The sequence below is a fragment of the Chitinophaga sp. RAB17 genome (genome assembly GCF_052114225.1).
Lineage (GTDB): Bacteria > Bacteroidota > Bacteroidia > Chitinophagales > Chitinophagaceae > Chitinophaga.
In genome coordinates, this window is record NZ_JBFREI010000011.1 from 161,745 (window position 1) to 187,212 (window position 25,468).

The 25,468-nt window shown below is 45.5% G+C and carries 19 protein-coding genes; 5 read left to right on the top strand and 14 right to left on the bottom strand.

Annotated features, from left to right (window positions below; all coding sequences use genetic code 11):
• The first annotated feature begins 2 nt into the window (after window positions 1–2).
• The 3 genes from AB4Z08_RS28505 to AB4Z08_RS28515 are packed head-to-tail and all read left to right on the top strand — an operon-like array spanning window position 3 to window position 3,169.
• Complete coding sequence (locus AB4Z08_RS28505; protein WP_441577192.1) at window positions 3–1,478, top strand: RagB/SusD family nutrient uptake outer membrane protein; 1,476 nt, start codon at window positions 3–5, stop codon at window positions 1,476–1,478.
• A gap of 18 nt (window positions 1,479–1,496) precedes the next feature.
• A complete protein-coding gene (locus AB4Z08_RS28510; RefSeq protein WP_441577193.1) occupies window positions 1,497–2,180 on the top strand; it encodes a hypothetical protein in 684 nt (227 codons plus the stop codon).
• A 23-nt stretch (window positions 2,181–2,203) separates the two neighbouring features.
• Window positions 2,204–3,169 (top strand): DUF5007 domain-containing protein, encoded by a 966-nt coding sequence (locus AB4Z08_RS28515; protein ID WP_441577194.1) that lies wholly within the window; start codon window positions 2,204–2,206, stop codon window positions 3,167–3,169.
• An 83-nt stretch (window positions 3,170–3,252) separates the two neighbouring features.
• On the opposite strand, the gene AB4Z08_RS28520 is transcribed toward AB4Z08_RS28515, so the two are convergent.
• The 10 genes from AB4Z08_RS28520 to AB4Z08_RS28565 form a co-directional block, all read right to left on the bottom strand.
• Complete coding sequence (locus AB4Z08_RS28520) at window positions 3,253–3,756, bottom strand: 2'-5' RNA ligase family protein (RefSeq protein WP_441577195.1); 504 nt, start codon at window positions 3,754–3,756, stop codon at window positions 3,253–3,255.
• An 87-nt stretch (window positions 3,757–3,843) separates the two neighbouring features.
• Entirely contained in the window at window positions 3,844–6,099 is a 2,256-nt protein-coding gene (locus tag AB4Z08_RS28525; RefSeq protein WP_441577196.1) for a GH92 family glycosyl hydrolase, read from the bottom strand.
• A 115-nt stretch (window positions 6,100–6,214) separates the two neighbouring features.
• Window positions 6,215–7,744 carry a RagB/SusD family nutrient uptake outer membrane protein gene (locus AB4Z08_RS28530; protein ID WP_441577197.1) on the bottom strand — a complete coding sequence of 510 codons (1,530 nt, stop codon included), beginning with the start codon at window positions 7,742–7,744 and terminating at the stop codon, window positions 6,215–6,217.
• Window positions 7,745–7,792: 48 nt separating this feature from the next.
• Window positions 7,793–10,783, bottom strand: a complete 2,991-nt coding sequence (locus AB4Z08_RS28535) for a SusC/RagA family TonB-linked outer membrane protein (protein ID WP_441577198.1) — start codon at window positions 10,781–10,783, stop codon at window positions 7,793–7,795.
• Between the two features lie 139 nt (window positions 10,784–10,922).
• Window positions 10,923–12,779 carry a carbamoyltransferase family protein gene (locus AB4Z08_RS28540; protein WP_441577199.1) on the bottom strand — a complete coding sequence of 619 codons (1,857 nt, stop codon included), beginning with the start codon at window positions 12,777–12,779 and terminating at the stop codon, window positions 10,923–10,925.
• The gene (locus AB4Z08_RS28545) at window positions 12,779–12,928 is read right to left on the bottom strand and encodes a DUF5989 family protein (RefSeq protein WP_331961853.1); all 150 of its coding nucleotides are present in this window, start codon (window positions 12,926–12,928) and stop codon (window positions 12,779–12,781) included. The genes AB4Z08_RS28540 and AB4Z08_RS28545 overlap by 1 nt, the downstream gene beginning before the upstream one ends.
• A 21-nt stretch (window positions 12,929–12,949) precedes the next feature.
• The gene (locus tag AB4Z08_RS28550) at window positions 12,950–13,339 is read right to left on the bottom strand and encodes an SxtJ family membrane protein (RefSeq protein ID WP_441577200.1); all 390 of its coding nucleotides are present in this window, start codon (window positions 13,337–13,339) and stop codon (window positions 12,950–12,952) included.
• A gap of 3 nt (window positions 13,340–13,342) precedes the next feature.
• Window positions 13,343–15,400 (bottom strand): tetratricopeptide repeat protein, encoded by a 2,058-nt coding sequence (locus AB4Z08_RS28555; protein WP_441577201.1) that lies wholly within the window; start codon window positions 15,398–15,400, stop codon window positions 13,343–13,345.
• A gap of 295 nt (window positions 15,401–15,695) precedes the next feature.
• Entirely contained in the window at window positions 15,696–18,263 is a 2,568-nt protein-coding gene (locus AB4Z08_RS28560; protein ID WP_441577202.1) for a hypothetical protein, read from the bottom strand.
• A 171-nt stretch (window positions 18,264–18,434) separates the two neighbouring features.
• On the bottom strand, window positions 18,435–18,722 hold the full coding sequence (locus tag AB4Z08_RS28565; protein ID WP_441577203.1) for a hypothetical protein: 288 nt from the start codon (window positions 18,720–18,722) through the stop codon (window positions 18,435–18,437).
• 534 nt (window positions 18,723–19,256) lie between these two features.
• On the opposite strand from AB4Z08_RS28565, the gene AB4Z08_RS28570 reads away from it, so the two are divergent.
• Window positions 19,257–20,153, top strand: a complete 897-nt coding sequence (locus AB4Z08_RS28570) for a glycoside hydrolase family 25 protein (RefSeq protein WP_441577204.1) — start codon at window positions 19,257–19,259, stop codon at window positions 20,151–20,153.
• A gap of 67 nt (window positions 20,154–20,220) precedes the next feature.
• Here the strand turns inward: AB4Z08_RS28570 and AB4Z08_RS28575 are convergent, their stop codons facing one another.
• Both AB4Z08_RS28575 and AB4Z08_RS28580 read right to left on the bottom strand, forming a co-directional pair.
• Window positions 20,221–20,985 carry a hypothetical protein gene (locus AB4Z08_RS28575; RefSeq protein WP_441577205.1) on the bottom strand — a complete coding sequence of 255 codons (765 nt, stop codon included), beginning with the start codon at window positions 20,983–20,985 and terminating at the stop codon, window positions 20,221–20,223.
• Between the two features lie 102 nt (window positions 20,986–21,087).
• A complete protein-coding gene (locus AB4Z08_RS28580) occupies window positions 21,088–21,984 on the bottom strand; it encodes an NmrA family NAD(P)-binding protein (protein ID WP_441577206.1) in 897 nt (298 codons plus the stop codon).
• A gap of 92 nt (window positions 21,985–22,076) precedes the next feature.
• Here AB4Z08_RS28580 and AB4Z08_RS28585 point away from each other — a divergent pair, with 92 nt between their 5' ends.
• Window positions 22,077–22,448: a winged helix-turn-helix transcriptional regulator gene (locus AB4Z08_RS28585; RefSeq protein WP_441577207.1), complete on the top strand. Its 372-nt coding sequence runs from the start codon at window positions 22,077–22,079 to the stop codon at window positions 22,446–22,448.
• 113 nt (window positions 22,449–22,561) lie between these two features.
• Here AB4Z08_RS28585 and AB4Z08_RS28590 read toward each other — a convergent pair whose 3' ends face one another.
• On the bottom strand, window positions 22,562–23,668 hold the full coding sequence (locus AB4Z08_RS28590) for a glycoside hydrolase family 99-like domain-containing protein (protein ID WP_441577208.1): 1,107 nt from the start codon (window positions 23,666–23,668) through the stop codon (window positions 22,562–22,564).
• A 12-nt stretch (window positions 23,669–23,680) separates the two neighbouring features.
• On the bottom strand, window positions 23,681–25,462 hold the full coding sequence (locus AB4Z08_RS28595) for a SusD/RagB family nutrient-binding outer membrane lipoprotein (protein WP_441577209.1): 1,782 nt from the start codon (window positions 25,460–25,462) through the stop codon (window positions 23,681–23,683).
• Window positions 25,463–25,468 lie beyond the last annotated feature (6 nt).

The window sequence follows — 25,468 nt, forward strand, 5'->3', positions numbered from 1 at the left end:
TCATGAAAAAACAACGCTTATATATCGCATATGCTGCTGCTGTTATTTCAGCAACAGCCCTGGTATCTTCCTGTTCAAAAATACTGGATCTGGAGCCGCATAACTCCACATTCACCAGTGCCTACTTCACCAGTGAGTCCGATGCCAAAACCGCGCTCTCCGGCGCGTATTCTATCCTGAGAAATATCCTGATCAGGGATAACTCCTGGCATAAATACGGCGACATCGTATCGGGGGAACTGAGTATTGATGGTAGTAAAGACAACGGTAATTTCAACATTTCCAATGGGGAGTTCATCGGTTTAAATGTGGGTGGCAACAACTGGAACTGGCAACAGTACTACCAGCTGCTGCAACAGATAAACCTGATCATTAATAAAGCACCCGGTATTCCGGATACCAAATTCGCTTCTATTGATACCAAGCGTCACGTGATCGGAGAGGCCTACTTCCTGCGTGCCTTTACTTATTTCTATATGAGCCGGATCTGGGGAGATGTGCCTTTAAAACTGCAACCCGATCTGGATGTATCTACAGCCAGGAACATCGCCAGAAGCCCGGCAGACAGTGTATGGAAACAGTGCCTGAGTGACCTGGAAACAGCGAAGCAAAATCTCGACTTCGGCTATGATGCTGACGGAGGAGAAAGAGCTGTCAGAGCAAATAAAGGAAGTGCTTTTGCTTTGCAGGCACATATCCTGGCCTGGAAGCATGATTATGCCGGTTGTGCAGAAGCCGCCAATACAGTGATCACACAAGGCGGATATGTACTCCAGGATGCCGTTAATTATATGAAAGTATTTATTGGCAAAACAAACGAAGGCATTTTTGAAATCAACATCAGCGATGCCCAGTCAGAAGGACTTTCCCTGCAAAACAACCCAGGCTTTGGTGTAACCATGAGAATGCCCTTCATTGATGGTAAAGATCCGATAGAATGGCCGGTAAGTACCAACTTCGTAAACAGACTCTATAAAGATACTGCGAACGATATCCGGTTTAAGAGCTTCTTTTATGAATCGCAAAGCGATAAAGGACAGATCATCAAATTTTCCAACATTGCCTACGCAGATGGTGCAGCGAAAAAAGACGGACGCCTGAGCAACAACCTTATCATCTTCCGGCTGGCCGATATCATGCTGTTAAGAGCGGAAGCGCTCCACGCCTTGGGCAAGGACGGAGACGCTATTATCTTACTTAACAAAGTGCGTAACAGGGCTGGCATCGGTGATTACCAGGCTACTGACGACCTGGGTACTACTATACTGGAAGAACGCTTAAGAGAACTTTACTACGAAGGACATGCGTATTACGACCTGGTGCGCACCAAAAAAATCTCCGACTATAATGAGCACTTTACCAGCGCACAGTTCATGAACGGCGCCCCCACAGGTGGCTGGTTATGGCCGGTGGATCCCGCCATGTTCAAAGACGACTATACCCTGGTGCAAACACCTTACTGGAGAGGTAAACTTTAATCAACTAAAATCAGCTGTATGAAAAATAAATTATGTCTTGGTATCATCGCCTTTGTGAGCATCATCCTGTTTTCCTGTAAAAAGGATTACACCATCGGTGGCAGTGTGCATGATCCGCATGTAAACATGACTACTTACGACTATCTGAAAACGAACCACCTCTTTGATACGATCGTGTTGCTGATTGATAAAACAGGTCTTAAGGATGAAGTAAATGCCAGCGGTACTTTTTTTGCCATCACCAATTATGCGCTGGACAACTACATCGACAAAAAACGTGATGTAGCCAGGCTGACAGATCCCAACGTGAAATTTGACTATGACTCAATAGATTTTAAAGCGATAAAAGACTCTCTCCGCGCCTATATGTTCAAGGATAAAATCACCCTGGACAAAGCCACCAAAGTGGGAAAGTTTTACACGGCCAATGATGGTGAAAAACGCCTGATACAAGGGATTCCCAGCAGTGATTATACCAACAACGGCGTATTTACACAGTACCCGGTATACCTGTACCTGACCAAAGTGATCGCTAAGCCAGGCAGACCGGTTCCTCCGGATGAATCAGGGCTACCTAACCTGACGTCTGACCAGTTTTTACAAACACGTTGTCAGACAACAGGCATTATTACTACTACCGGCATATTGCACGTAGTCAATAATGGGCACGTCTTCACTTATTACGCGGATCTGTTTAACTAAGTTTTTACCCTTACGCAATTATCATGAAAAGACATATAAAAACCTTCAGCACTATACTGCTTGCTGCTACTGCAATATACAGTTGCTCAAAAGTGGAAAACGGTTATCTCAGTGACCAGATACGTTATGTAGATAATCCCATCAGGATAAAGCGCGGGCAGGTGCAAAAAACCTCTCCTGTTAGTAATGATGGATCCAGTGCCCCGGTAACGTATAAGCTGCTGGATATTCGTGATGTCATCAAACATCAACACTCCGACAGTATGTATACCAGGTATGAACGCTATGAGTGGACCGCACAGTTTGATCCTACAAAGGATACTACAGTAGCATTGCTGAACAAAAAAAGACAAAAGGTAAATACGCCCTGTTGGGAGTTTAATGAGTTCACCGGTTCCTTTACTTTTTTCGGTACGTCCGTGAAAGTACCTCTTGGCACCTATGAATTTGATATCCAGGCATCGAATCAGAATGGCTCTAAAATTTTCAAGAACATTGCCACCATTACCATGCAGGATGAACCACCCTATAGCGTTGGTGACGGCGGTGCTGCCTGGTTCAGAGACGGCACCACCACCAGTGGCGACCTTGGCGCACCCATTGTCACGATAAAAAAATTATCTGATGAGGGCACCAATATCATCCTGAAGATAGCGGATCAGAATGGCAGGTATTTTAATCCGTCTAAAGGCGAAATTATCAGAAGAGGCGACCGCAGTGACTTCCAGACGTATGCCCAGTTCCATCCGCTGGAACTGACAGATACCTCTATGACCTGCAACTTTGAAACAACGCCTTTTCCTTTATTACAGAGCGCTTACGGATACCTGATCTATTATCGTATCCCGAGTAACTTTGTTAAAGTGGACGCCGGCTATGCACCTACCAGTGATCCCATATATAACGTAAATCCAAGGTTCCAGTTCCAGATTTTCCAGGAAGGAACTTATGAGGTGACCGTGAAAGTAAAACATGTGACCAGAAAATAAACGAGCATGCAAGCAACAAAAAGCCTTCCCGGTTAAATGGGAAGGCTTTTTTTTATGCTAAACCCAGCCCTGCAGTGGCTCTTCTACTCCGGTGCAAATGCATACGTTTCCACTAAACCCCACGGCCCTTTTTCATAACGCCACAACTGCAGACCGATGGCTTGTATGTCAAATGGCTGAAAATCCGCCATCAGCTTTTCATACACTCCCTGCGCCTTCCAGTCGGTTACCTTATTCATAATGGTAATATGCGGTTGTAATAGTTGCTGATCACGCCAGATCAGCCAGGGCGCCCATTCCTGTTGTAACGACTGATGCAGTACCTGCAACGGTTCGGATCTCAGCGTATAGGCGATACCGTGAGGGTATCGTTGCAAGCCGTTCACCCGTAAAGTAAAGGCTGGCTGTGCATAAATTTTATCAAGGGCAGCAACGATGCGGGGTTCATCTGCCGGCAGGCGGTGAAATAAAGTAAGATGGGCATCCACCACATTGGCATAAGCCGGGTAATACAAACGGCGTAACCGGTTAAAAAGGCCAGTGGCAACAGGATCCAATTGTAAAGTAAGAATCAGTGCTGATGTCATATACGCAAAAATAAGAAAGGCCGCACTAATGCGGCCTGTTCTTACGTCTTCATCAATGTTACCGGCTCACTAAACCGGAAAACGATTTTACTGAACGCCCCAGCTTTTGTTAGGCTTAGGTCCCATGAACAGTTCCAGGGTACCACCATTTACCAGTTGCTGATGGGTGAAAGTAGGTTTGTTTAAAGGCTTGCCGTTAAACTTCGCCTGCTGTATATATTTGTTGACCACCGAGCTGTTGTGTGCGACAATGGTAAATTGCTTCTTATTGGGCAAGGCAATGCTTACATTCTCAAATACAGGACTACCAATGGTATACTCCGGAATTCCAGGTGTAAGCGGATAAAAGCCCATAGAAGAAAACACCACGAAAGCAGACATCCCACCACCATCTTCATCACCGGGAATACCAAAGATGTTATCCTTGAACCAGGTGTCCAGCAGGAAGCGGATACGCTCCTGCGTTTTCCATGGCGAACCGGTATAGTTATACAGGTACGGAATATGGAAACTGGGCTCATTTCCCATAGAGTACTGACCCACCAGGCCAGTGGCATCAGGGAATTTGCTCCAGAAAGCATAACGCGACATATCCAATGGTTCGCGGAACAACTGATCCAGCCTGTTTTCAAATGCCTGTTTACCACCCATGAGTCCAATCAAACCAGGAATATCCTGTTGCACCTGCCAGAGATAAGTCCAGCCATTATTTTCATCATAGTAATCACGACCGCCCATGCCGCCGTCATATTTTACATTGATATCGATCCAGGCGCCTTTCTCATCTTTCGGCAAAAAGAATTGCTTATCGGCGTTCCACAGGTTTTTATAATTTTTTGCCCTTGGTGCAAAAAGACGCTGATCATCTTTTTTATTCAGATCTCCTGCCAGTTCAGCAAGTGCCCAGTCATCGTAGGCGCCACCCAGCGTTACTGCTACGGCCTGCCGTTTTTCAAATGGGTGTACTTCTGCTACGGTTTCCTTCTCCCCTATATGCAAAGCGGGGAAATAACCTTTGGTATGATAGATATCATCCAGTACGGTTTTAGGACCATTACGCCATGGCAACATGGTAGCATCGGTGGCATTTTTACGCATGCCTTCGTAGGCTTTTTCAATATCAAATTTCTTCAGCCCTTTTCTCCAGGCATCCAATACGACTACGGAAGAATGAAAACCATTCATACAGGCATGATCTCCAAACAACACCGGGAAAGTAGGCAGCCAGCCGCTTTGCTCATACATGTGTACGAACGACTCCAGCATATCTTCTTCCTTCGCAGGATTGAGGATCATTCTCAGCGGATGCAGCGCCAGGTAAGTATCCCAGGTCCAGTCATCTACATAAAAAGGACGGTTGTCTTTATGGATCTGTTTATCATAGCCACTGTAATACTGTCCATCTTCTGTAATATCTACGGCTCTCTCATACGAGCGATATAAGGCTGTGTAGAAAGAACGTTGCTGTGCCAGGGTACCTCCTTTTACTTTGATCTGCGACATTACATCGGACCAGACTTTTTTACCGTTGGCGGCTACGGCATCAAATTGCTGACGACTGATTTCGTCTTCATAACTTTTCTTTGCCTGTGCCGGGCTGATATAACTGATGGCATATTTAAAAGTGACTTCTTTTGTAGTGACCGGAAAACTGATATAAGCTTTAACGCCTTTACCAGCAATGCTTTTATTGTTACTCAATTGCCCCTGCTCTACTACACCGGGTGTACCGGCTTCACTGAAAACGCCATACATATATACCTTCACATAACCGTTATAAGTTTCCATGCCGGTCATTACATTGCCTGGCAGGAAGTTATACGAGGCATCGCCGTCATTGTATACATCAAATAATAAAGATTTATTTTTCCCCTGCGGAAAACGAAAACGGTAGTAGCCCGTTTTTTTACCGGCGGTAAATTCTACATTTACTTCTTCATTCAGTAACCAGGTAGAATAATACCAGGGCTGATTGATTTCCAGGTTATGATCATATGCCAGTCTCTTCTCCCATCCGGCTGCTGCGGGGGCGTCTACAGAAGGTTTCACCGAAAATACCTGTCCTAATCTGTGCGATACAATGGTCAATGGGAAATCAGAGATCTGGTCATCCATGTAGTCCTTGCGTTGCGGCGTAAACCGGATCAGCTGATTGGGCAACTGCACCGTAGGGCGGGTAGGTTCCAGTAATTGTCCAACGTTGCCAATGGTAGGGTCAATCAGGTCAACAGGCTGCCTATGGCCGGGAATTGTGTCCGGAACAGCCGCTGTAGCGCTGCCGGACAAGCATACAAAGGGTGTCAGCAACAAAAGGCTGTACAGCTTCCACGTTGTTTTTTTCATTCACTAAAGTTTATGCACAGTAAGAAATTCTCATAGCCTGTGCAGCGAATTAACAAAATAGTTTAATCATGCACAAGGCATGATTAAACTATTTATAGGCCAAATCAAAAATTGCTTAGTAAGATGGGTTCTGCGTCCATCCCGGGCTCAGATTCAGATCACGGATTGGAATCGGCGCCAGGTATTTCGGCCCTGGGTTCAATACGGCAGCAGGGTTCAGCGGACGATCCACGAATTCGTTCGGATCACGCCGGGCAATCACCTGTGGTAATAATTGCAAACGAACGATATCAAACCAACGTTGTCCAAACTCACCGGCGAATTCATATTTACGTTCTGCCACAACGGAATCGCGGAAAGCTACGGCAGTAAGACCCTTTTTAATGTCAGCTAAACCGGCACGGCGTCTCACCTTGTTCAATGCTTCGTATGCGTCATCAGAAACGGAGTTGGCAGCCATAGCAGATGCTTCTGCATAAGTCAGCAATGTTTCTGCGAAACGAACTACATCCGTTGTTTTGTTGGTGCTGGCGTTAAAGCTGATCACTTTGGTAGGTGTTTCAACGATGCCATCGCCTGCGCCATAACGGAACTTATTATAATAAGGATGGTGAGTAGCGGTTCTTGGATCATCCCAGCTCACCAGGCCAAATTTATTATTCTTAATCTGCGTATGGAATGTTTCATCTGTACGTTTACAAACCGGTGCATCCTTGAAGTAGTTGATTTCAGGAAAGAAGTCATCCCATCCACCTTCATCATCAGGAATACAGGTAGCGCCAAAGGAACGGTTAGGCAACTGACCAGCCACGTTATATTCCAGGCCAAATACAGATTCAATGTTGTTATTGGTTTTAAATACATCCAGGTAATCAGCCATCAGGTCAAACTTTTTGGAATCTATTACTGCCTTGGCTTCTGTTGCTGACAGACTGTAATTGGATACCTGGTTGAGCGGCCATCCAGCCATGGTCAGGTATACGTTGGCCAGTACTGCCCTGGCAGCCAGTGCGCCGGGTCTGCCTACGTCTACACCTGTAGGCCATTTGTCGGGCAACATCTCCGCTGCTTTTTTCAGATCGCTGATGATCTGCGCATATACTTTATCCTGTCCTTGTCTTCCCGGAGTAACGGTAATTTCTGCCGGGCCGGTCACAATCGGTAACGGTCCAAATGTTCTTACGAGATAGAAATAGCAGATGCCTCTCAGGAAGTAAGCCTGTCCGCCGGAATAAGTGCGCTTCTGAATTGCATCCGGTGTAGTGGCGGCTACTTTTTCGTAGTTGGTAATCACGTTATTTACCTGGTAGATTGTATTCCAGGGGCCTTCCCATTCCGCTCTCAGACTACCGTTTGTGCTGGTACCCTGTAACCTGTCGAACTCACGTTGTTCTGCTTTATTCGACTCCGGATGGGTGGTCAGGTCATCAGACCCGTAGTAGGAAGTCATTTTACTCGTGAATCCCCAGGCGCCATCTAAAGCCAGTGCTCTGAAAGCAGAAGTAACTGCGCCATCCAGCTCGCTTTGGGTATTAAAGTAGTTGCCGGGAGTAAGTGTTGCTTTTGGATCTTCCGTCAGCTTCACGCAGGACGATGCACCAATCATGGCTGCAATGGCTAAAGGAAGGAAATATTTTTTGTTCATGATAATAATTTTTTAGAAAACAGAATCCTTTACTTACGCGCTATTCAATTATAAACCAAGTCTTAAACCAACAGTATAGGTTTTCGGATTAGGTATGGTACCTGCTTCCAAACCCTGTGTGATAGCGTTGGTAGCATTGGTTACTTCCGGATCATAGCCGGGGAAATTCGTAATTGTCCAGATATTCTGGGCACTGATATAAACATCCAGGCTGCGTACATGAATTCTGCTTAACAGGTTTTCAGGTACGCCGTAAGTCAAAGAAATATTCTTCAGTTTAATATAGCTGGCATCATATACATACCGGCTGCTTCTGATTTCATTAGGGTTACCGTAAACAGGTACATCCGTCTGTTTATCTGGTGTCCACATGTCGAGGATCTTTGAACTGGTAGCATCACGGGAATCACCCAGTCCGCCCATGATAAAGGCCTGGCTGAAAGAATACATCTGGTTACCGTGTGTACCCTGGAACATGATATTCAGATTCCAGTTTTTGTAAGAGAAATCATTGGTGAAACCGAAATAGTATTTAGGCATACCATTTCCGATAGTAGTAAGGTCTGCTCCGGAAAGTTTTTTGTCACCATCGATATCTAAATATTTTGTATCGCCTGGTTTCTTGCCATACAAAGCAGCTTCCGCTTTCTCTTCAGATTTCCAGGTGCCCAGGTATTTATAACCATAGAAGGTACCCAGCGGCTGACCTACTTTAATAATAGATACACCCTGCTGAGCAGAACCAATACCATTTACGATAACATTGTCCTGACCTCCCAGATCCAATACTTCATTCCTGTTAAAAGAGATGTTGAAGTTACTGGTCCATTTGAAATCTTTTCCAACAACAGGTGTACCACCCACGCTGAACTCAAGACCTGTATTTTTTACGCTGCCGATATTACGTTGATAGCTTCCGCCACCATAATAGAAAGGGTTATCTGTGTTATACAACAGATCTGTAACTTTCTTATTATAGGCATCCGCAGCAAATGTTAAACGGCCATTCCATAATTCCATATCCACGCCCACATCATAAGTAGTATTCTTTTCCCATTTCAGGCTGGAAGATACCGGTGTTCCTAATGGTGTATTTACACTGGGAGTGCTGCCATCGAAATAGTAAGGAGAAGAGGTTCCCACCTGCGCAATACTGGAATATGCCGGTACTGCCTGGTTACCTGTCTGGCCATAGCTGGCGCGGATTTTCAGCCCTGTTACTACTTTGGAACCGGCCATAAATCCTTCTTTGTCAACTGCCCATCCTACAGCTACTGCGGGGAAAGTGGAATATTTTTCTATCAGGTGAGAAGAACCATCTGTACGTACAGAAACCGTCAACAGATATTTATCTCTAAAGGTATAGTTTACTCTACCCATGTAGGAAATCAAGGCGTCTGCCCAGTAGCCGCTGCTGGTGGACTGGGTTTTACCTAATCCAAGGTTCCAGTAGCCAAGACTGTAGGTAGACAAATTATTAGCCTGCGCAATGGTATTGTTATTCATTTTAGAAGCTTGCTCCACGAGAGCCGTTACTGTCAGCGAGTGGTCTCCGAAGCGGTTATTATAGGTCAGGAAGTTAGAATTCTGCCAGCTTCTGTAGCGGCTGTTTTCCACTTTCGCATAGTCATTACCGTTAAATGCTTCGTTTGTTCCCGGGCCTATCAGCCATTGCGTTTGCTGACTTTGCAACTCATAACTATTATTGGATGTAAATGTCAGGTGATCCATAATACGATAAGTAAAAACGCCGGTAGCGGTCATGTTGGAAGTTTTTCCATCTACTGAACGGCTCATGATATTCTGTACCGGGTTGGTAGAAAGCGCCGCAAAATTAGATCTTGAGATATAGTTTCCCTGCGCATCTTTAACAGGACTGGTGGGATCCCATATACTCGCCTGTGAAAACGGATCCGTGAGGTCGCCTGAGAAATCTGTATTATGTGATGTTGGCAACAAACCCGTAATATTTACTTTCAGGTCCATTTTCTTATTCAGCTTAACATCCACATTCGCTCTCAGCACATCTCTTTTATAACCGGAGTTAATCAGGATGCCTGGCTGGTCAAGATGGCTATAGGAGAAATAATATTTCACATTCTCTGAACCACCAGATACACCTACCTGGTAATTCTGCACTAATGGCTTTTGTGTTAATTCATCCTGCCAGTCGGTAACATTTGGATTTTGCTGGAATGCAGCCAGTTGGGCAGCTGTAAAAGGGCTACCTGTACCGGTTACCTGGCCTTTCAGATTTTTCTGCAGTGCAAAGTTGTATGCATTCATCAGATCCAGTTTCTTTGGCAGCATATTTTTGCTTAACCAGGTACTGAAATCCACTCTCGTTTTTCCAGACTTACCGGATTTGGTAGTTACCATTACCACACCGTTGGCCCCCCTGGAACCGTAGATAGCTGTGGCAGAAGCATCTTTCAGAATTTCCATACTTTCAATGTCGCTGGGAGCAATAGACTCCAGGTTGCCACCAATGTAACCATCAATTACATACAACGGATCGTTACCGCCGGTGATGGAACTTGCACCCCTGATCCTTACACTGATACCTTTACCAGGCTGACCGCTGTTACTCTGAACAGTGACGCCGGAAGTAGTACCCTGTAAAGCCTGTTCTACCCTTACCAAAGGACGTTTGGCAATATCTACTGCTTTTACGGAGCTGGTAGCACCTGTTACATCTCTTTTCTTTTGCGTACCATAACCTACTACGACCACATCATTCAGTGACCGTGAATCTGCTTTCAGGTGAACGGTGATGTTGTCACCAGTAATAGCTACTTCTTCTGTGATGTAGCCGATGTAAGAAATTACCAGTATCGGAGACGCGGCATCGCCGGTTGCGATCTGGAAGTCGCCCGTACCATTGGCTGGACTTGAGATGTTGGTACCTTTTACTCTGACAGTTGCTCCGGGTAGTGGTTGGCCGGCTTCATCCAGCACTTTACCCTTTGTCAACTGCTTTTGTGCATAGGCCTGCAGCAGGCCCGATGCGAGGAGCATCAGCAATAGTAATCTTTTCATAACGCGAACGATATTTCGATTGATAAAAAATAATACCCTGCAAGTAAGTATCATTGGCCTAACAGCAGCGCTAATAATGAACTAACAAGGGCATTAATGTTATATTTTTTTTAAAATTTTAGTGAGATGAATAACCTGGTCAGTCTTTATCGAATGCGGTAAACATATTTGCGGGCAAAGCTCTTTGCTGACTGCGTTCAAAAACATAATTACCTGTTACGAGATAATCCATTTCTGTGCGCATAAAAGCCAGCCACGCATCGGAGGGTGTGTTCACTACCGGCTCCCCTCTTACATTAAAAGAGGTGTTGATAAGCATCGCACAACCAGTACGTTTTTTAAAACTATTAATAAGTCCCCAGAACTTTGGATGGAGCGTACGATGCACGGTTTGTACACGCGCAGAATAATCTACGTGCGTGATAGCAGGAACAGTAGAACGTACTTCATATAACCGTTCATATAAAGTAGAGGCATCATCATTCACGGCAAGCCGCAACGATTTTTTCACCGGCGTTACAAATAACATATAAGGAGATGCCGTGTTCATTTCAAAATAATCGGCCGCATCTTCAGCTAGTACTGCCGGCGCAAACGGACGGAAACCTTCGCGGAATTTAATCTTCAGATTGATCAGGCGTTGCATGTCCGCTCTCCGCGGATCAGCCAGGATGCTGCGGTTGCCGAGTGCGCGCGGACCAAACTCCATCCGATCCTGGTACCAGCCTACTACTTTTCCTTCAGATAACTGTGCACTAATAAAATCCGTTAGTGCATTAAAATCTGACCAGTACACTCCTTTTGCATCATACCGGCTTATCATATTTTTGATATCGCGGTCGCCATAGGCTGGGCCAAGGAAGGCGCCCTGCATACTATCTTCTCCCGGAACAAAAATCCGTTCCTGTTCCATACCAATATGGTACGCTGCATATGCAGCACCGATAGCTCCTCCCGCATCACCTGCTGCCGGCTGTATCCATATATCTGTAAAAATACCGGCGTCCCTGATCCTGCTGTTGGCTACGCCATTCAATGCCACGCCACCTGCCATCACCAGGTGATGACTGCCCGTGATTTCTTTTGCCGTGCGTGCCAGCGCCACCACTATTTCTTCCGTTACCTGCTGAATAGCCATCGCCAGGTTCATGTGCTCCTGCGTGATGTCCGACTCTGGCTCCCGCCGCGACATGCCAAACAAAGCTTCCCATTTAGCCGTAGCCGTCATTTTCATACCGGTGGCAAATTCGAAATAGTCCATGTTCAACAACAGTGATCCATCTTTTCGTATATCCACTAACGTAGTGAGGATCTTTTCCCGGAAAGCAGCGGTCTGCAGGGAGCCCCGTTGCCCATACGGCGACAGTCCCATTAATTTATATTCACCGCTGTTTACTTTAAAGCCCAGGAAATAAGTAAAGGCGGCATATAGTAAACCCGGTGAATGCGGAAAACGCAGCTCCCGCAACACGGTAATATCTTTTCCTTTTCCATAGGAAATGGTAGTCGTTGCCCACTCTCCTACACCATCCACCGTAAGTATTGCCGCTTCTTCACAGGGCGAGGGATAAAAGGCACTGGCTACATGTGATAAATGATGCTCCGGAAAATACAGTGGGATATTGCTGCTGGCTCCGAGCACCCGAAACTCCTTGCGCAACAACTTCTTCATAAACACCTTCTCTTTCATCCATACCGGCATCGCTTCCAGAAAGCTGCGCCAGCCCCGTGGTACAAACGCATGATACGTTTCCAGCAATCGCTCAAATTTCAGTAACGGCTTATCATAAAATGCCACCGCGGTGAGTTCATTAAATGAAATGCCTGCTTCTGACAATACATATTTAATCGCCTGTGCCGGAAAAGAAGGATCCTGTTTGATGCGGGTAAACCGCTCTTCCTGGGCAGCCGCCACTATCTGTCCATCTATTATCAGCGCCGCTGCACTATCGTGATAAAATGCTGATATGCCCAGAATGATTTTCCTCAATGCCATTAAAATATGGAGTAAATAAAAGGCGCCAGTGCAGATACACTGGTCAATGCCACCAATGAAGCCAGCAACAACAGCATGACAATCAAAGGAAGCAACCAGAACTTTTTACGTGTTTTTAAAAAGTGAAATAGTTCCTGCAGAAATTCCATTACCTGTGAATTATAGTTATTTTAAAATGTATGCTGCAAATCTTCTTTCGTATATAAATGATTTCGTACTACCATTACCGAGGCATCGTCCTTTTTAAAGCGGCGCAGGAGCAAACTATCCCTGCCACGCAGTTTGCGCCATAATCCTACCGGTAATACCACTAACACAAAAACAAGTGTCAGCAATACGCGTATATTTATTTCACCGAGTATTTTTGAAAAGCCAAACCATATCCAGGCCAGCGGATGAAAAAGCTGTGGTACTAAAATGGTGATCGTTAATGCCCCCAATGCCAGTGCCACCAGTTGAAAATTCCGGTAATACAACGCGGCCACGATAGCTGCCAACACAACTACCTGTCCGAATTCTATGCATTGTTGCCGGGTGATAACGGCGGAATTTTTCTGCATGACCTATACTTTTTTCAGCTGACTTTGTAATGCGAGTGCGGCTTTGTTGCCGGGTGAGGTTTGTAATACCTTTTCTACGTATAACTCCGCACCTGGTTTATTACCCATTTTAAAATACCGCTCGGCTATTTCATTCATCAGGTCTACATTCCCGGGATCTTTAGCTGCCGCCCGCTGCAATTGCAACACCTGCATCAGTAACGTTTTCACAGGTGCCAAATTCAAATGCTGCTCATTATTGGCGATGGCGTAATCCAGATAAGGCAATGCCTCGGTTGTTTTATCCTGTTGCAGGTACAATACAAAAAGCATCCTGGCCGATTTAAAAGAAGGCGATAAAGCGAATGCCTGTTTGAAATAAAAAGTGGCTGCGGCGGTATTATTTTCTTTGCCGTTATAGTTAGCGGCTATTTCATACCAGGCCGCTTCCGTTGGATGCTCCTGTACAAATGCTTCTGCGATGGTGCCCGCTTTCGATAAATTGCCCTGCTGATTGTATCCCTGATATAGTTGCTCCATGGCGGCAGCCCAGGAAGTATGTCTGAAAGCAACTTCATAAGCAAGTTGCTCTTCCGGGGTGGAAATCAGCGTAGTATCGCTTGTTATTGAAGTAGTATTAAAAGGCTTGCTTCTTTTCAGCTTGGCTATTTTATAGGCCCCCGATAAGGAATCTACAATCGTTAACGGCATGTTTTGCTGCAAGGCGGCAAAGGTCATTTCTTCGGCAGCACTTACTTTTATAAGGCCCTGTTGTTTCATGGCTTTATAAAAAGCATCGGATAATATAGCGTATCCTTTCAGGTCCGGATGCACATGTTCGAGGATCAGGTCATTGCCGATGATATGTCCCTTGCTGTTGGCTTCAAATGCCGCATTAGCATCTACCAGGTGCGCGTTTTTATATTTGCTGCATAATTCCAGGATGATCAGATTCAGCCGGGAAGGTGCCCGAAAACGGAGACCATCCAGGTCTCTCGCCTTATCGAAATATGCTTTTGCATTGGTAGTATCTCCTTTCTGAAAAAGTAATGTGCCGAGGTAATAATTACAGCCGGCATGCACCGGGTAAATATTGTCTGCCGCCAGAAACGCATTTTGCGCAGCTGTGGAGTCGCCCTCGGCTAATAGCTGTTCTCCTTTTTTATACAGTGGAGTGAAGCCGGGAAACTTTGTGCTATCCGGTGTGATGCTGATAAAAGGAAACAGGTCCTTTTCTGTGGACACCACGTTACTGAAAAAAACAGGCACCTGCGCTTCGTTGAGCAGGCGCAGGGTGTTGTCCATATTAGCCGTGAACTGCGCCATCCCCTTTTCGTACGTGGCAGATCCGAAAGGAATTTCCTGCTCGGCCACCATCAGCTCCATCCGCGTTTTGCCTTCGCCTTCCGGGTTGGATGGCTTCAGCGCGAATAATTGCTGCAGCGTATTCGCCATCAGCTGCGTGAGGCGGTACTCCCTCAATTGTAAGATGAGGTGAATCAGGAAAGGACTGCCTGCTATCTTATCGGTACTGCCAGTGCCGAGGCAACCATAATACTCATTATGCCCGGTATATATAAGTACAGCGTCCGGCTGATAAGGCAGTAATTCCTTTGCAAACCCTTCTACGGTATAGGAATTAACGCCCGTTAGTGACAGATTAATGATCTCCAGCCGCTTATCCGGGCAGTTATGCATCAACCGGTATTGCAGCCAGCGGTGAAACGAGCCGTTATGAAAATAGGGATAGCCGATAGTAGTAGATTCTCCCAAAACAAAAATCCGGAGGGTATTGGTATCCTTTACTTTTTTAAATAACTCCCTGTTGCCGGTAGTGGCAATTTCCTGGTTGGAAAAATATTTACGGGAAGCATCGGGATTCAGTATATAATAATCGTTGTTGTCCGGAGCAGTAATAAATAACCGCAGGTCATGACCATAATGGAATAATCTTAGTCCTGCTTCCAAACCACCCAGCAACATAAAGGGAAAAAGAATGCTGATGATTTTAATCACCAGCATTCTTTTCTTTTGTAATAAAGCGGCCTGAGTGCCATAGTCGTGGAATCTTGTCTTATTCATTTCAATGCAATTTATACGGCCAGCCTTAATAGCAGCACTAATAATGCACTAACAACAGGAAAAAATGAGAATTAAGTTTTATTTAAGCGCGGAGAGAGTGGAGAGGAAGGCCCTTGGCCTTTGTCTTTACCCAGGATTAAGATGATTTTAATGATTTTATTTCTTTTTAAGATAGATCCACCTCTTGTTTATGAAAGCATTTAAAAACAAAAACGATCATTATAATCAAGAAATAAAATCAGCAAAATCATCTTAATCCTGGGTAAAGACAAGCGCCGAAGGCGCTCCCCTCCGCTTATTTGTCGCCTGAATAGGCGGTGAACGGATGCGGGAACTCTTCTCCGTACATGTGCAGGTATTCCTTGGTGAACTTATTGAAGGCTGTTTTAGACAGGGAGTGCCGGCCGAGCAGGACCAGGCTGCTACATTTCAGCCGCAGGGCCTCTTCATTGACCGGGTCAAACAGGAAAATACTATCAGCAATTTCAATCAGGAGTTCCGGATCTGTCTTAAACTGCAGAGCCGCTTCGGTTAAAATATCGAGGCCATTATTGGAGATCTCTGACTGAATATCTTCCAGCCAGCTGTAATTGGCATCGGGCAGGAAGGAACCTCTCCTCAGAATACTCAGTAGTTCACGCACCGGTTGTTTTTGCAAAGGACGTGGTGCCTGCAGCAGGTGCTGAAAATCTGCCAGGTCCATGCGGATATCAGCAGCAGCATATTGTAAGCTCCACCTGTCGGCTTCTTTCACGAATGCACAGGTACCCAGCTTATCAAGTATAGCCTTCAGCTTCACCATATTTACAGACCGGTTGTTCTGTGCTTCCTTGCTGGATTTATCGCGCCATAAAGTAGCATATAGTTTATCAGAAGAAATACCTTTCCCGGAACGGATCGTATTAATGGCGATCAGCAGGAATAATTCCTTCAGTAAAGGCGTAAAGAATTTGGTGACATCCTGTCCGTCTTTATCCTGTACTTCAAATGGACCGAAGAAAAAGACATTGCCTTTTTTCTCAGCTTCGGGTACAGGAATGCGCGCTGCTTCTTCTGGCAATGCCGGAGCTGGCGCCGGAGTAGCGGGTGTTGCCGGTATTACAGTCGCCGCTGCATCTGCGGTCACCGGACCAGTGGTGGTGGTTGCTGGTTGCCTGCGGTACTTCTTCAGGAATAAAAGGATACCGAGTGCGCCCAGTGGAATCAGCAACAGGTAATACCAGCCGGCAAAATCCGGGAGACCGGAAGTATCTGTGATCATCACATCCGGCGGAAATTCCAGGGTGTATACTTTTACTGCCGTGACATTATCTTTGGATGTGTACAATGTTACCGCCACCAGTTTTTTACTGTCTTTGCAATAATACAGGTCGGCGAAAGATTTAATATCATGAAAAGAGTACGGGATCGCATCGGCCAGCGGAGCGTATTTAGGTTCCAGCAAGGATCCTTCAATCAGCTGCAGGGTGGTATTAAATTTATCATCCGGAAAAATAAGCGCGTAGTAGGCTTTGGTATCCGGGTCTATGACCAGGCTGTTGGCAAAGCAAAACTGCGCCGGTGGTTCCGGCAACTGATAAATTTTATGAAAGGAATGATCATTTACCGCAAAGGCCATCAAATCGTAATAGTGTCGTGGGTTCACCACCTGGTTGCCGCTATTGCTGCCATATCCTCCCAGGATATAGGCCGTATCGCCATCCGGGGTGCTGCCAACAGCCGCCAGGTAGCGGGGAATGAGGCGTTCACCGGTAGTGGGAATGGAATCCCATTTCCTGTCAGCGAAATGGTAGCGTTGCACCGTATTTTTATACTGCATCTGGCCGTAGCCTCCAAGGATATAGAGCGATGAATCCGCCGCTGATATAAATTTATTGGCCTGCCAGAAAACGGTCAGCAGATCCGGCGAATAGGTCACGTCCCATTTACGGGAGGAAGAATCATATGCACCGGCTTTCTTATGATCAATATAAAAGTTATATAGTTTATTATTAAATGGATTGAATACCGACTGATTACCCGGCATCAGGCTATCCAGTCGTTGCGTGAGCCGGATGCCGTGCGTTTGTTCATTTTTAAAGCAGATATTATATAAAGAGTCTGCGGATACAATATAGAGTACTTCTGTATTTCTGTCGAATGCTACACTTGGGGTACCACTAACTTCCCAATGCTGTACCAGGCTCCAGTTCCGATGTTTGGGTCCTATCCAGTTGGCGTTGTTGATAACCGCAGTTTTCCCTGCTACGATATCAGTGGCGGTATTGCCGGTATTTTCAGAGAGTGGCCAGTTGTATTTAACAGTGCCGCTTTCTTTTACCAGTATATTCCGGAGGTTCATGGGCGGTATGTCTACCGTTTGAAATCCTTCGTAAGTATTGGTGCCAAAAAATACGCGGACACATACCGGTGCTCCTAATTTGGCAGCGCCTTTGGCAATAATTTTATCATTTACAAAGATGGCGGCCTCATTATGTTCTACATCAAACCGAATCGAGAAATGCGTCCATTTGCCGAACAGCGCGAGTGAGTCTACCGCAAACACCCGTGAAAAACTTTCTCCTATCAGAAAATTAAAGGTGCGTTCCTTCTGATTATATACCAGGTCTATATTCTGGTTGTTGGCAGCAATAACTCTTAGTACATATCCGAAATATGTTTCCTTATAAGGTAAGAAGTTCAGGTCGAAAGAAATCTCTGCGTCTTTCTTAAAACAGAGGGGCCCGGAGGAAGTGAGGTTCAGCGTTGTTCGTCTTTCCTGCACTACTTCATGACTAGAAAAGCGTAATCCATAGGACTGAGCATAACCAGCATTTGTAATCAGGTGAACAGATATAAATAGTAAAAGGATAAATTTCCACATACTCCGCTAAAAAACTAAAATAACTAACTATTTAATATTTTATAGATCTAACGCCACGTGGAATATACAAATAATAAACAAATTAGTGCTTTTTTATGCACTAATAATCAATGACAAATGTAAAATATACACGCTAAGCTGCCTATAATCTTCCTTATAAACAGTTGTTCTTTATTTTAAAAATTGATTGACTAATACTTCCCATTCCTGCTCTTTCGTATAGGCAGGACGTTTGGTGCCAGCCCGGCGATACCAGTAGTCTGCATTTGATTCGTCTCCTTCTACCCTATGCAGATAGGCATGCACCCGGGCAGCCTCAGTTCCCGGTAAATCATCTACCAGGTCATGCGCTTTTTTCCAGTTGCCTTTGCCATCATACCACAGCGATTCCAGGTACACAGAAAGTTGCTTTGGAGGATGTGCATCCTGCAAGGATTGCTTAAATTCAATAAAATCCATCTTTAAATTTTACCAGCTAATATAAATGTGGGATTCAAATATACGGAAGCAGGGACCAAAATGGCGCCTTATGATATTAAATTAGCACATAATCAATGATCTTCAACTGTAAGCGTCTATCCTATATTGTTTCCTCTCACTCCTTTTCCTGAAAAAAATACATTGTTCTATCAGCACCTGTTCACGCCGGACAGGCTGGAGTTTAAGCCGTAATAATTTTATGTTTTTATTTTTCAGGATTTTGTACTAATTTTTGGGAACTATTTGCCATGCAGATGGGCCCCAAAAAATTAAGACGAGATCCTTTTTTTGACGCTGACATTGGCGGACACCTATAGTCTGGATACAGGAATCACTATTTGATTTTTAATTCAACCCCAAATAACTACTCATCTCCCCAAAAGATTTTTATGCAAAACACAAAAGTTTTGACGTTATGTCCGTGCGGGCCAGTCCTGCTATTTCAACGGATCATGTGTAACTCACAGACCCTTATTTGTTAACTCTTAAAGCAGCAGGAGGCTGCAGCATATTATGCAACTCATCGTAACTGTTAAAAAACTAAACAAGCGGAATCGTGTCCCCGCCAAGCTTACAGACAAAAGCAGCATCATTGGCACGGTGCTCCAGGGATTTAAATTTGAAGGCACGGAAGTAAAAAACATCTCGGACCCTTCACTGGGCAAATGGTATAAAGACCGGGATGGCTATTTTTACTGGGGTGGTGGGCTCATGGCACTCCCCGAGCCTGCAATGTTTCCGCTGGAAGATTTGCCGATAAATCTTCCGGAGAATTACCTGTTGGGCGCAGACGTTTCACATTACAACTCGCGGCCCGACTGGGATGCGATGATACATGCCGGTATCAGTTTTGTTTACATCAAAATTTCCGAAGGTGTAGGCACTCCCGATCAGAAAGCCAAAGCACATGCAGAGAATGCGCATGCAAATGGCCTTAAAACAGGTTATTATCATTTCTGCAGACCAGATACCCGCAACGGAGGCACACTGCAAACGGATGCTATAGCAGAAGCAAATGCTGCGGTGATCATCCTTCAACAGCTCCCCGAACCGGCACTCCCGCTGGTGCTGGACCTGGAAGATCAAAGCAGTTGGGATACGCCGCTCTCCAAAAAAGATTACCTGGCCTGGATAGAAATATTCATTCAACAGATCATTCAGTCTACCGGCGTTCCACCAGTGATCTACAGCAGGAAAGAATATCTCGACCGGAAGTTACCAAAGGATCATACGTTGGGAAAATATCACCTCTGGCTGGCGGCCTACTCCATCAGAGATGCGAACAAACTGAAATGCCCGGTTGGCTGGCAGGACTGGAGTATCTGGCAGTTCTCCGAAAAGGCACACATTGGCGGCAATGCTATGCTGGACCTGAATATCATGAAAGACCTGACGGTGATAATACCCTGATGATGGTTTCAACTGGCCCTTTTTTCCCGATGACAGGTGGCATCGGGTGTAATCTGCTGTGCGCTGCTTACTTAGCGTTCGATGCATTGCCGGCACCTGAAAATTCCTTCACGGAATTGTAACCATTCATGGCACTGATCGTAAAAACGCTGTCCGCTACTTTATACTTTTTAAGTTGTTCTATGGCATGTGTAAACACAGTGGTCTCTATCACCTTTCCTACAGGTACCCGCGACTCTGTGACAGCTTTTACCGGCAGAAAAGAGGTTTGGTTGATATAGTAATACACCTTTACTTTTTTATTTTCGCTCCCCTCCATTTGCGGCATCAGCTTCCAGCATTTTTCGCCGTTAACGACTTCCTCAGGCAGCAGCTGTATTTTATTAATAAGACTATCTGCTTTATACTGTTGCAAAAAGATATTGGCAGAAATAATGAAAGGAAACAATAATTCATCGCTGCGCAGCCGTTTTGCTTCATCAGGATATTTACGTGCATCCGTTACCGTGGCTATTTTTTCAGATAGCTCCACAATAGTTGTTCCATCGTATATTTTGTGGTAGGTACTATCATTCCTGACGGCGGCCAGTTTATAACCGATCACTTTATCCTTACTATTTATTTTGAAATACGAGGTAGATACACTCACCGAATGAACCGGCTTCTGGCCGGGTACCGACTTTTTATAGTCCTCATTTAAGGTATATTGCCCAGCCGGAGTGCTTCCCACAGCCATATTGATCTTGTTAAGGATTTCCTTCAGTTCATTTTGTTGGGCAAGCGTAGTCAGACTATTCGCCAGCAGGATAAAAATAGGAATGATGTATTTCACTTGTTGAATTTATAGGGCATAGAAAAAATCCACTGCAATTTCCACATCTAATATATATAAAATAAATCATTCATTCGTTTTCAACCAATAAAAAGGTTTTCCTTACAATGCGTGGTTGATCTTTTGTTGCAACCAGGCTTCAAATGTAAGCAACCCGGGATGCCACTGCCGCAAGGCTGGAATATTTACCCGCAGGTCAGCGCTGTTCAGCCATTCCACGGCTTCCGCGAGGCGTCCGTCTATTTGTTGCAAGGCTGCCGCAGGAATATTCACGTAATTGATTTCCTTACCCGACAAACGGGCCATACAGGCGGCTGTAGCCGCTACCGTTTGTGCATCCCCGGCCAGCTCTATGGATTGGCCGATAAAATGTTGCGGTTGTGCAAATGCAATCGCGGCAAAGGCTCCGATATCTGTAGTAGCCACCAGGTGTTCTTTTACATGAGGGGCAATAGGGCTTGGCAACTGTCCATTTCCTTCCCGGGCCCAGTCTCCCCATCCACCAAAGTAATTTTCCATAAAATTATATGGGCGCAACATCGTAAACGGCAAACCGGAAGCCCGCAGGTATTCCTCTCCCCTGCGCTTCATATCAAAAATGCGCAACCCGGGAACATCTACGCCGGCTACCGAACAATAAATGACATGCGCTACCTGGTTCGCCACCGCAGCATCCACCACCAGTTGCGCATACCTTACCTGGTCATCATCTGTGAAACCGGCAGGCGCGCCCGGCGTTGCCACATTTTCACTGATACGCTGCGGTTGAATACTCACCACCCCATATGCTCCTTCAAAAGCCACTTTTAAAGCCGCCGCGTCATTCATATCTCCGGTTACCAGCACAGCACCTTCCTGCGCCAATGTCTGCGCTTTTGTGGTGGCAGCATCTCTCACCAATGCCTTTACTGTAAATCCTTTTTTTAACAACTGCATTACGGTAGCACTGCCTACCTGCCCGGTGGCACCTGTCACTATAATCGTTTTATCCTGGTTCATTATTATTGATTTTTGTTATGCTAAATTGCATACAAACAGCGTTATTTCACGACACGGTTAACTACAGGTAACCGGCAAATCCGGCAGCAGCAATGATTAGAGTTAAAAAAATAAAGCGTCATTCCGACCAGTGCAAAGAAGCCTTACTGGCGCTGCGCGACAGCGCGGAGTTATGGAGCGGCAAATGGCGATTGTATATACTGGCTTATCTCTATATCCATGAGGCAGAAACCATTTTTTTCAAACGAATGCAACGTGACCTGGAAGGCATTTCTGCCAAAATGTTATCGAAGGAGTTGAAAGAAATGGAAATCAATGACCTCATCATCCGCAGCAGTAGTGAATCCGGACCGGTAGCAGTAAGCTATGCCCTCACAGAATATGGCCGCACCTTTATACCTGTGGCAGAAGCCATGCTCAACTGGGGACTGAATCACCGGAAAAAAGTGAAGGCTGCTATTTAATACCTTCTCCATCATTTCATTTATTGCTATAAAAAACAAGGGGCTGCGGATCAGCCCCTTCTATTATTACTTGATCAAAAGAGAATCTTCCACGATTCTATAGGTATCCAGGGTTATTTTTTAAATTGTTGTTTAACGATATTGAGATACAGTTCGCCGTAGCTCTGCGCAGGCTCCAGCTGCATATCTTCCTGCCAGTTATTGAAGGCATCTACCATCACCATTCTTGTTTTACTGCTGGCATTCATTTTAGCTACGTTACACAGCTGCCTGAATAAAGCGCCACTATCTGAACGCGGATAGTTTGGATTGGTACTCGTGGGGTTGCCTATGAGCCAGTTATATGCCGGCGTAATATTCGGTACATAGTCCGCGCCGAAATTCTGTGCAAAATATTCTTTGGAATATTTCCAGTTCTGATCTATCGCCTGCGGCAATACATACCAGCGGTCCCAGTTGTTGGGCTGTGAACTGAATGACTGGTGATAGATGGCATCTACACATCCTTTGAAGCGAATGGCGTAGCGCGCCGGCGGTGTCCAGCGATCCTGCATCCCTACAATGTAAGCCTGGATACCCTGTGCATTCAAACGATTCCTGAGGGTATCATAGATGGCCTTGTTATTATCTGAATACAACACCTGTGCATTCTGAATATAGATCAGCGGCTTACCATCAATTTTCATGTAGTTGGCATCTTTCATATAAGGTATCACCCTGTTGAAGTCCTGAAAGAACTGCTCCAGCTTTACCTTGTCTTTTTCCAGCGGATTAACAGCGCTGACGCCATAGGATCCGGTAGAGAAATTATACATCATCGCAAACTTCATGTTGCCTTCGCCATCGGCATTGATAAAAGAACGGATCACAGTGGAATCCGATTTGAAATTGTTGGCATCTCTGTTGGGCGAACGGAAAGAAAAAACAAAATAATCCAGTCCGGCTTTTTTAGCGAAACCAATATGCTTTGCCATTACGCCCGCAGCAGGCACCCCACTGGGATAGCTATAAGTGCCCACTACCGGCACTTCTTTAATGGCGCCATTCCAGCCACCAAAGCTGTAATAAAAAGCACCTACCACATAATCCTGTGTGACGGGTATTTCATTTATTTTATAATTCAGCACATTATCATCTACAGATGGTCCTGTCATGTCTTTCTTACATGCGTATAACAACAGGCACACTGCGGCAGCAAAGAGTATATTAAAACGTTTCATGGTTACATTGTTTTATGGGCGATAAGTCAGGGAAACACTATATCTGAAACCGTTGGCAGCGGCAGCTGCGTCCAGCGACTGAATAGTGGTACCATACCATTTCCGCAGGAAAGCATAATCGTAGGTAGCATTTGCGCTGGCCCAGTCAGGAATTTCACGATGTTTTGCAAAATGCAGCTCCTGGTAAATGTCGTAATCATCTACACGGGCAGTACCCAAGGCTTGTAATGCGCTCTGGTAACCAACAGGATTAAGATTCACCACAGATACCGGGTAAGACATTCTGCCAGGAATATCGGAATACGTTGGATTAGGCGAGTAGGTGGCATTTCCACCGGGATTGGTATGTGGTGGCAGGTTGAACACCCATGTTCTGCGTTCCAGGGCCCAGCAGTCAAAGCCGCCGTCAGGGAAGTAATTCAGCCAGCGCTGCGTCCATATTTTGTAGTTATCATCCTGCGGAATATCGGTGTTGACAAGGCTCAGGTAATTATTAAATCCTTTCCCTCTGGTGCCCCACTTAATACCATCTCTTGCTTTGTAAGCATCCCGCAAGGCGCTGTTGATTCCCCAGTAAGCAAAGTTGGCATCGATACCGGCATAGTAATATTGCTCCGGCGCCATTGCCCAACCATAGCCCAGTTTGGCCGCTTCGGCTTTCAGGAAAAGTGACTCGGAAAAAGACAACATAATAAAGGGCCGGTTCGGCTGAAAGATGATCGGATTAGCATTTGAATAAGCCTTGATGTCGGCACCACCTACCACATCGGCAAGTCCGGCAAGATTGGTCCAGCCGGCCAGCTTCGTACCTGCTTTAGGCTGTCCAAGGTAAGGCACGGGATAAGTTACCACCCGCAATGAATCGTCCAGGTCACTCGTCAGGGTGTCTGTTAGCAAAAAGCGATTGGCCAATGGTACTGTATCATAATAAACAGATAATCTCGGATCACTGTACGACCTGAAAAGGGTGAGCATATATTCGCTCAGCTTGGGCGCCTGCCCCGTAGCAGTGGGATTATAAGGAAAGTAGCCATTGCCTTTGATATACTTTACGAAGTAAGGATTTTCATTTCCATTCACGTTTTCAAAACTCATCTTCGCGGTTTCCATTTCGTTACTGATGGTAGCCGCTTCTGATGACATCACCTCCCTGATATGATCCGTGGCTGCACTACCCAGATTTTTCATGCACTGCAGCGCTATCTTTAACCGCAGCGTATTTGCGAACTTCACCCAGTTCTGCAGGTTACCGTTGTAAATAACGTCATAGGCCATTTTATCACCGGCAGGTTTTATTTTACCTGCTGCATCTTTTAAGGTGGTCAGCACATAACTGTATACGGCATCTTCACCATCGAATCCAATAGCGGAAAGATGTTCGGGATCATTGGCCTGTGTTAATGGCACCGGGCCATAGTTACCTGCCAGGATGGAATACGCATAGGCTTTCACTATCCGGGCTATCTGCACCCGGTTATTAAAGGCAGAATCGTTTCCATAATTCAGCTCTATCTGTTGCAGATTCCCAAGTACGCCCTGGTACATGGTTTGCCATAAACCGGCGTCCGTTACGTCATACCGGTTACTTTGCTGGCAAAGCAAATGGCCAAGATCCCAGTACTTGCTGGTATTGTGATTCGCCATCTGGGTATTCAGGTTTTTTACGGCCGCCAGAATGCCTGCTTCCGGTGTGGCTTTTGTAAACTGTGTAGGATCGGTGTTGAGACGGGTAAAATCTTTTGTACACCCCCAACACATCATCACGATAAAAGAAAATATAACGGCTGCTTTCATGTTACT

Coding starts and splice junctions, on each gene's coding strand:
- AB4Z08_RS28510 (WP_441577193.1), top strand. CDS start 1,497: ATGAAAAATAAATTATGTCTTGGTATCATCGCCTTTGTGAGCATCATC.
- AB4Z08_RS28565 (WP_441577203.1), bottom strand. CDS start 18,722: ATGGATTTTATTGAATTTAAGCAATCCTTGCAGGATGCACATCCTCCA.
- AB4Z08_RS28520 (WP_441577195.1), bottom strand. CDS start 3,756: ATGACATCAGCACTGATTCTTACTTTACAATTGGATCCTGTTGCCACT.
- AB4Z08_RS28555 (WP_441577201.1), bottom strand. CDS start 15,400: ATGAATAAGACAAGATTCCACGACTATGGCACTCAGGCCGCTTTATTA.
- AB4Z08_RS28545 (WP_331961853.1), bottom strand. CDS start 12,928: ATGGAATTTCTGCAGGAACTATTTCACTTTTTAAAAACACGTAAAAAG.
- AB4Z08_RS28580 (WP_441577206.1), bottom strand. CDS start 21,984: ATGAACCAGGATAAAACGATTATAGTGACAGGTGCCACCGGGCAGGTA.
- AB4Z08_RS28535 (WP_441577198.1), bottom strand. CDS start 10,783: ATGAAAAGATTACTATTGCTGATGCTCCTCGCATCGGGCCTGCTGCAG.
- AB4Z08_RS28505 (WP_441577192.1), top strand. CDS start 3: ATGAAAAAACAACGCTTATATATCGCATATGCTGCTGCTGTTATTTCA.
- AB4Z08_RS28560 (WP_441577202.1), bottom strand. CDS start 18,263: ATGTGGAAATTTATCCTTTTACTATTTATATCTGTTCACCTGATTACA.
- AB4Z08_RS28590 (WP_441577208.1), bottom strand. CDS start 23,668: ATGAAACGTTTTAATATACTCTTTGCTGCCGCAGTGTGCCTGTTGTTA.
- AB4Z08_RS28585 (WP_441577207.1), top strand. CDS start 22,077: ATGATTAGAGTTAAAAAAATAAAGCGTCATTCCGACCAGTGCAAAGAA.
- AB4Z08_RS28595 (WP_441577209.1), bottom strand. CDS start 25,462: ATGAAAGCAGCCGTTATATTTTCTTTTATCGTGATGATGTGTTGGGGG.
- AB4Z08_RS28530 (WP_441577197.1), bottom strand. CDS start 7,744: ATGAACAAAAAATATTTCCTTCCTTTAGCCATTGCAGCCATGATTGGT.
- AB4Z08_RS28570 (WP_441577204.1), top strand. CDS start 19,257: ATGCAACTCATCGTAACTGTTAAAAAACTAAACAAGCGGAATCGTGTC.
- AB4Z08_RS28540 (WP_441577199.1), bottom strand. CDS start 12,779: ATGGCATTGAGGAAAATCATTCTGGGCATATCAGCATTTTATCACGAT.
- AB4Z08_RS28525 (WP_441577196.1), bottom strand. CDS start 6,099: ATGAAAAAAACAACGTGGAAGCTGTACAGCCTTTTGTTGCTGACACCC.
- AB4Z08_RS28515 (WP_441577194.1), top strand. CDS start 2,204: ATGAAAAGACATATAAAAACCTTCAGCACTATACTGCTTGCTGCTACT.
- AB4Z08_RS28550 (WP_441577200.1), bottom strand. CDS start 13,339: ATGCAGAAAAATTCCGCCGTTATCACCCGGCAACAATGCATAGAATTC.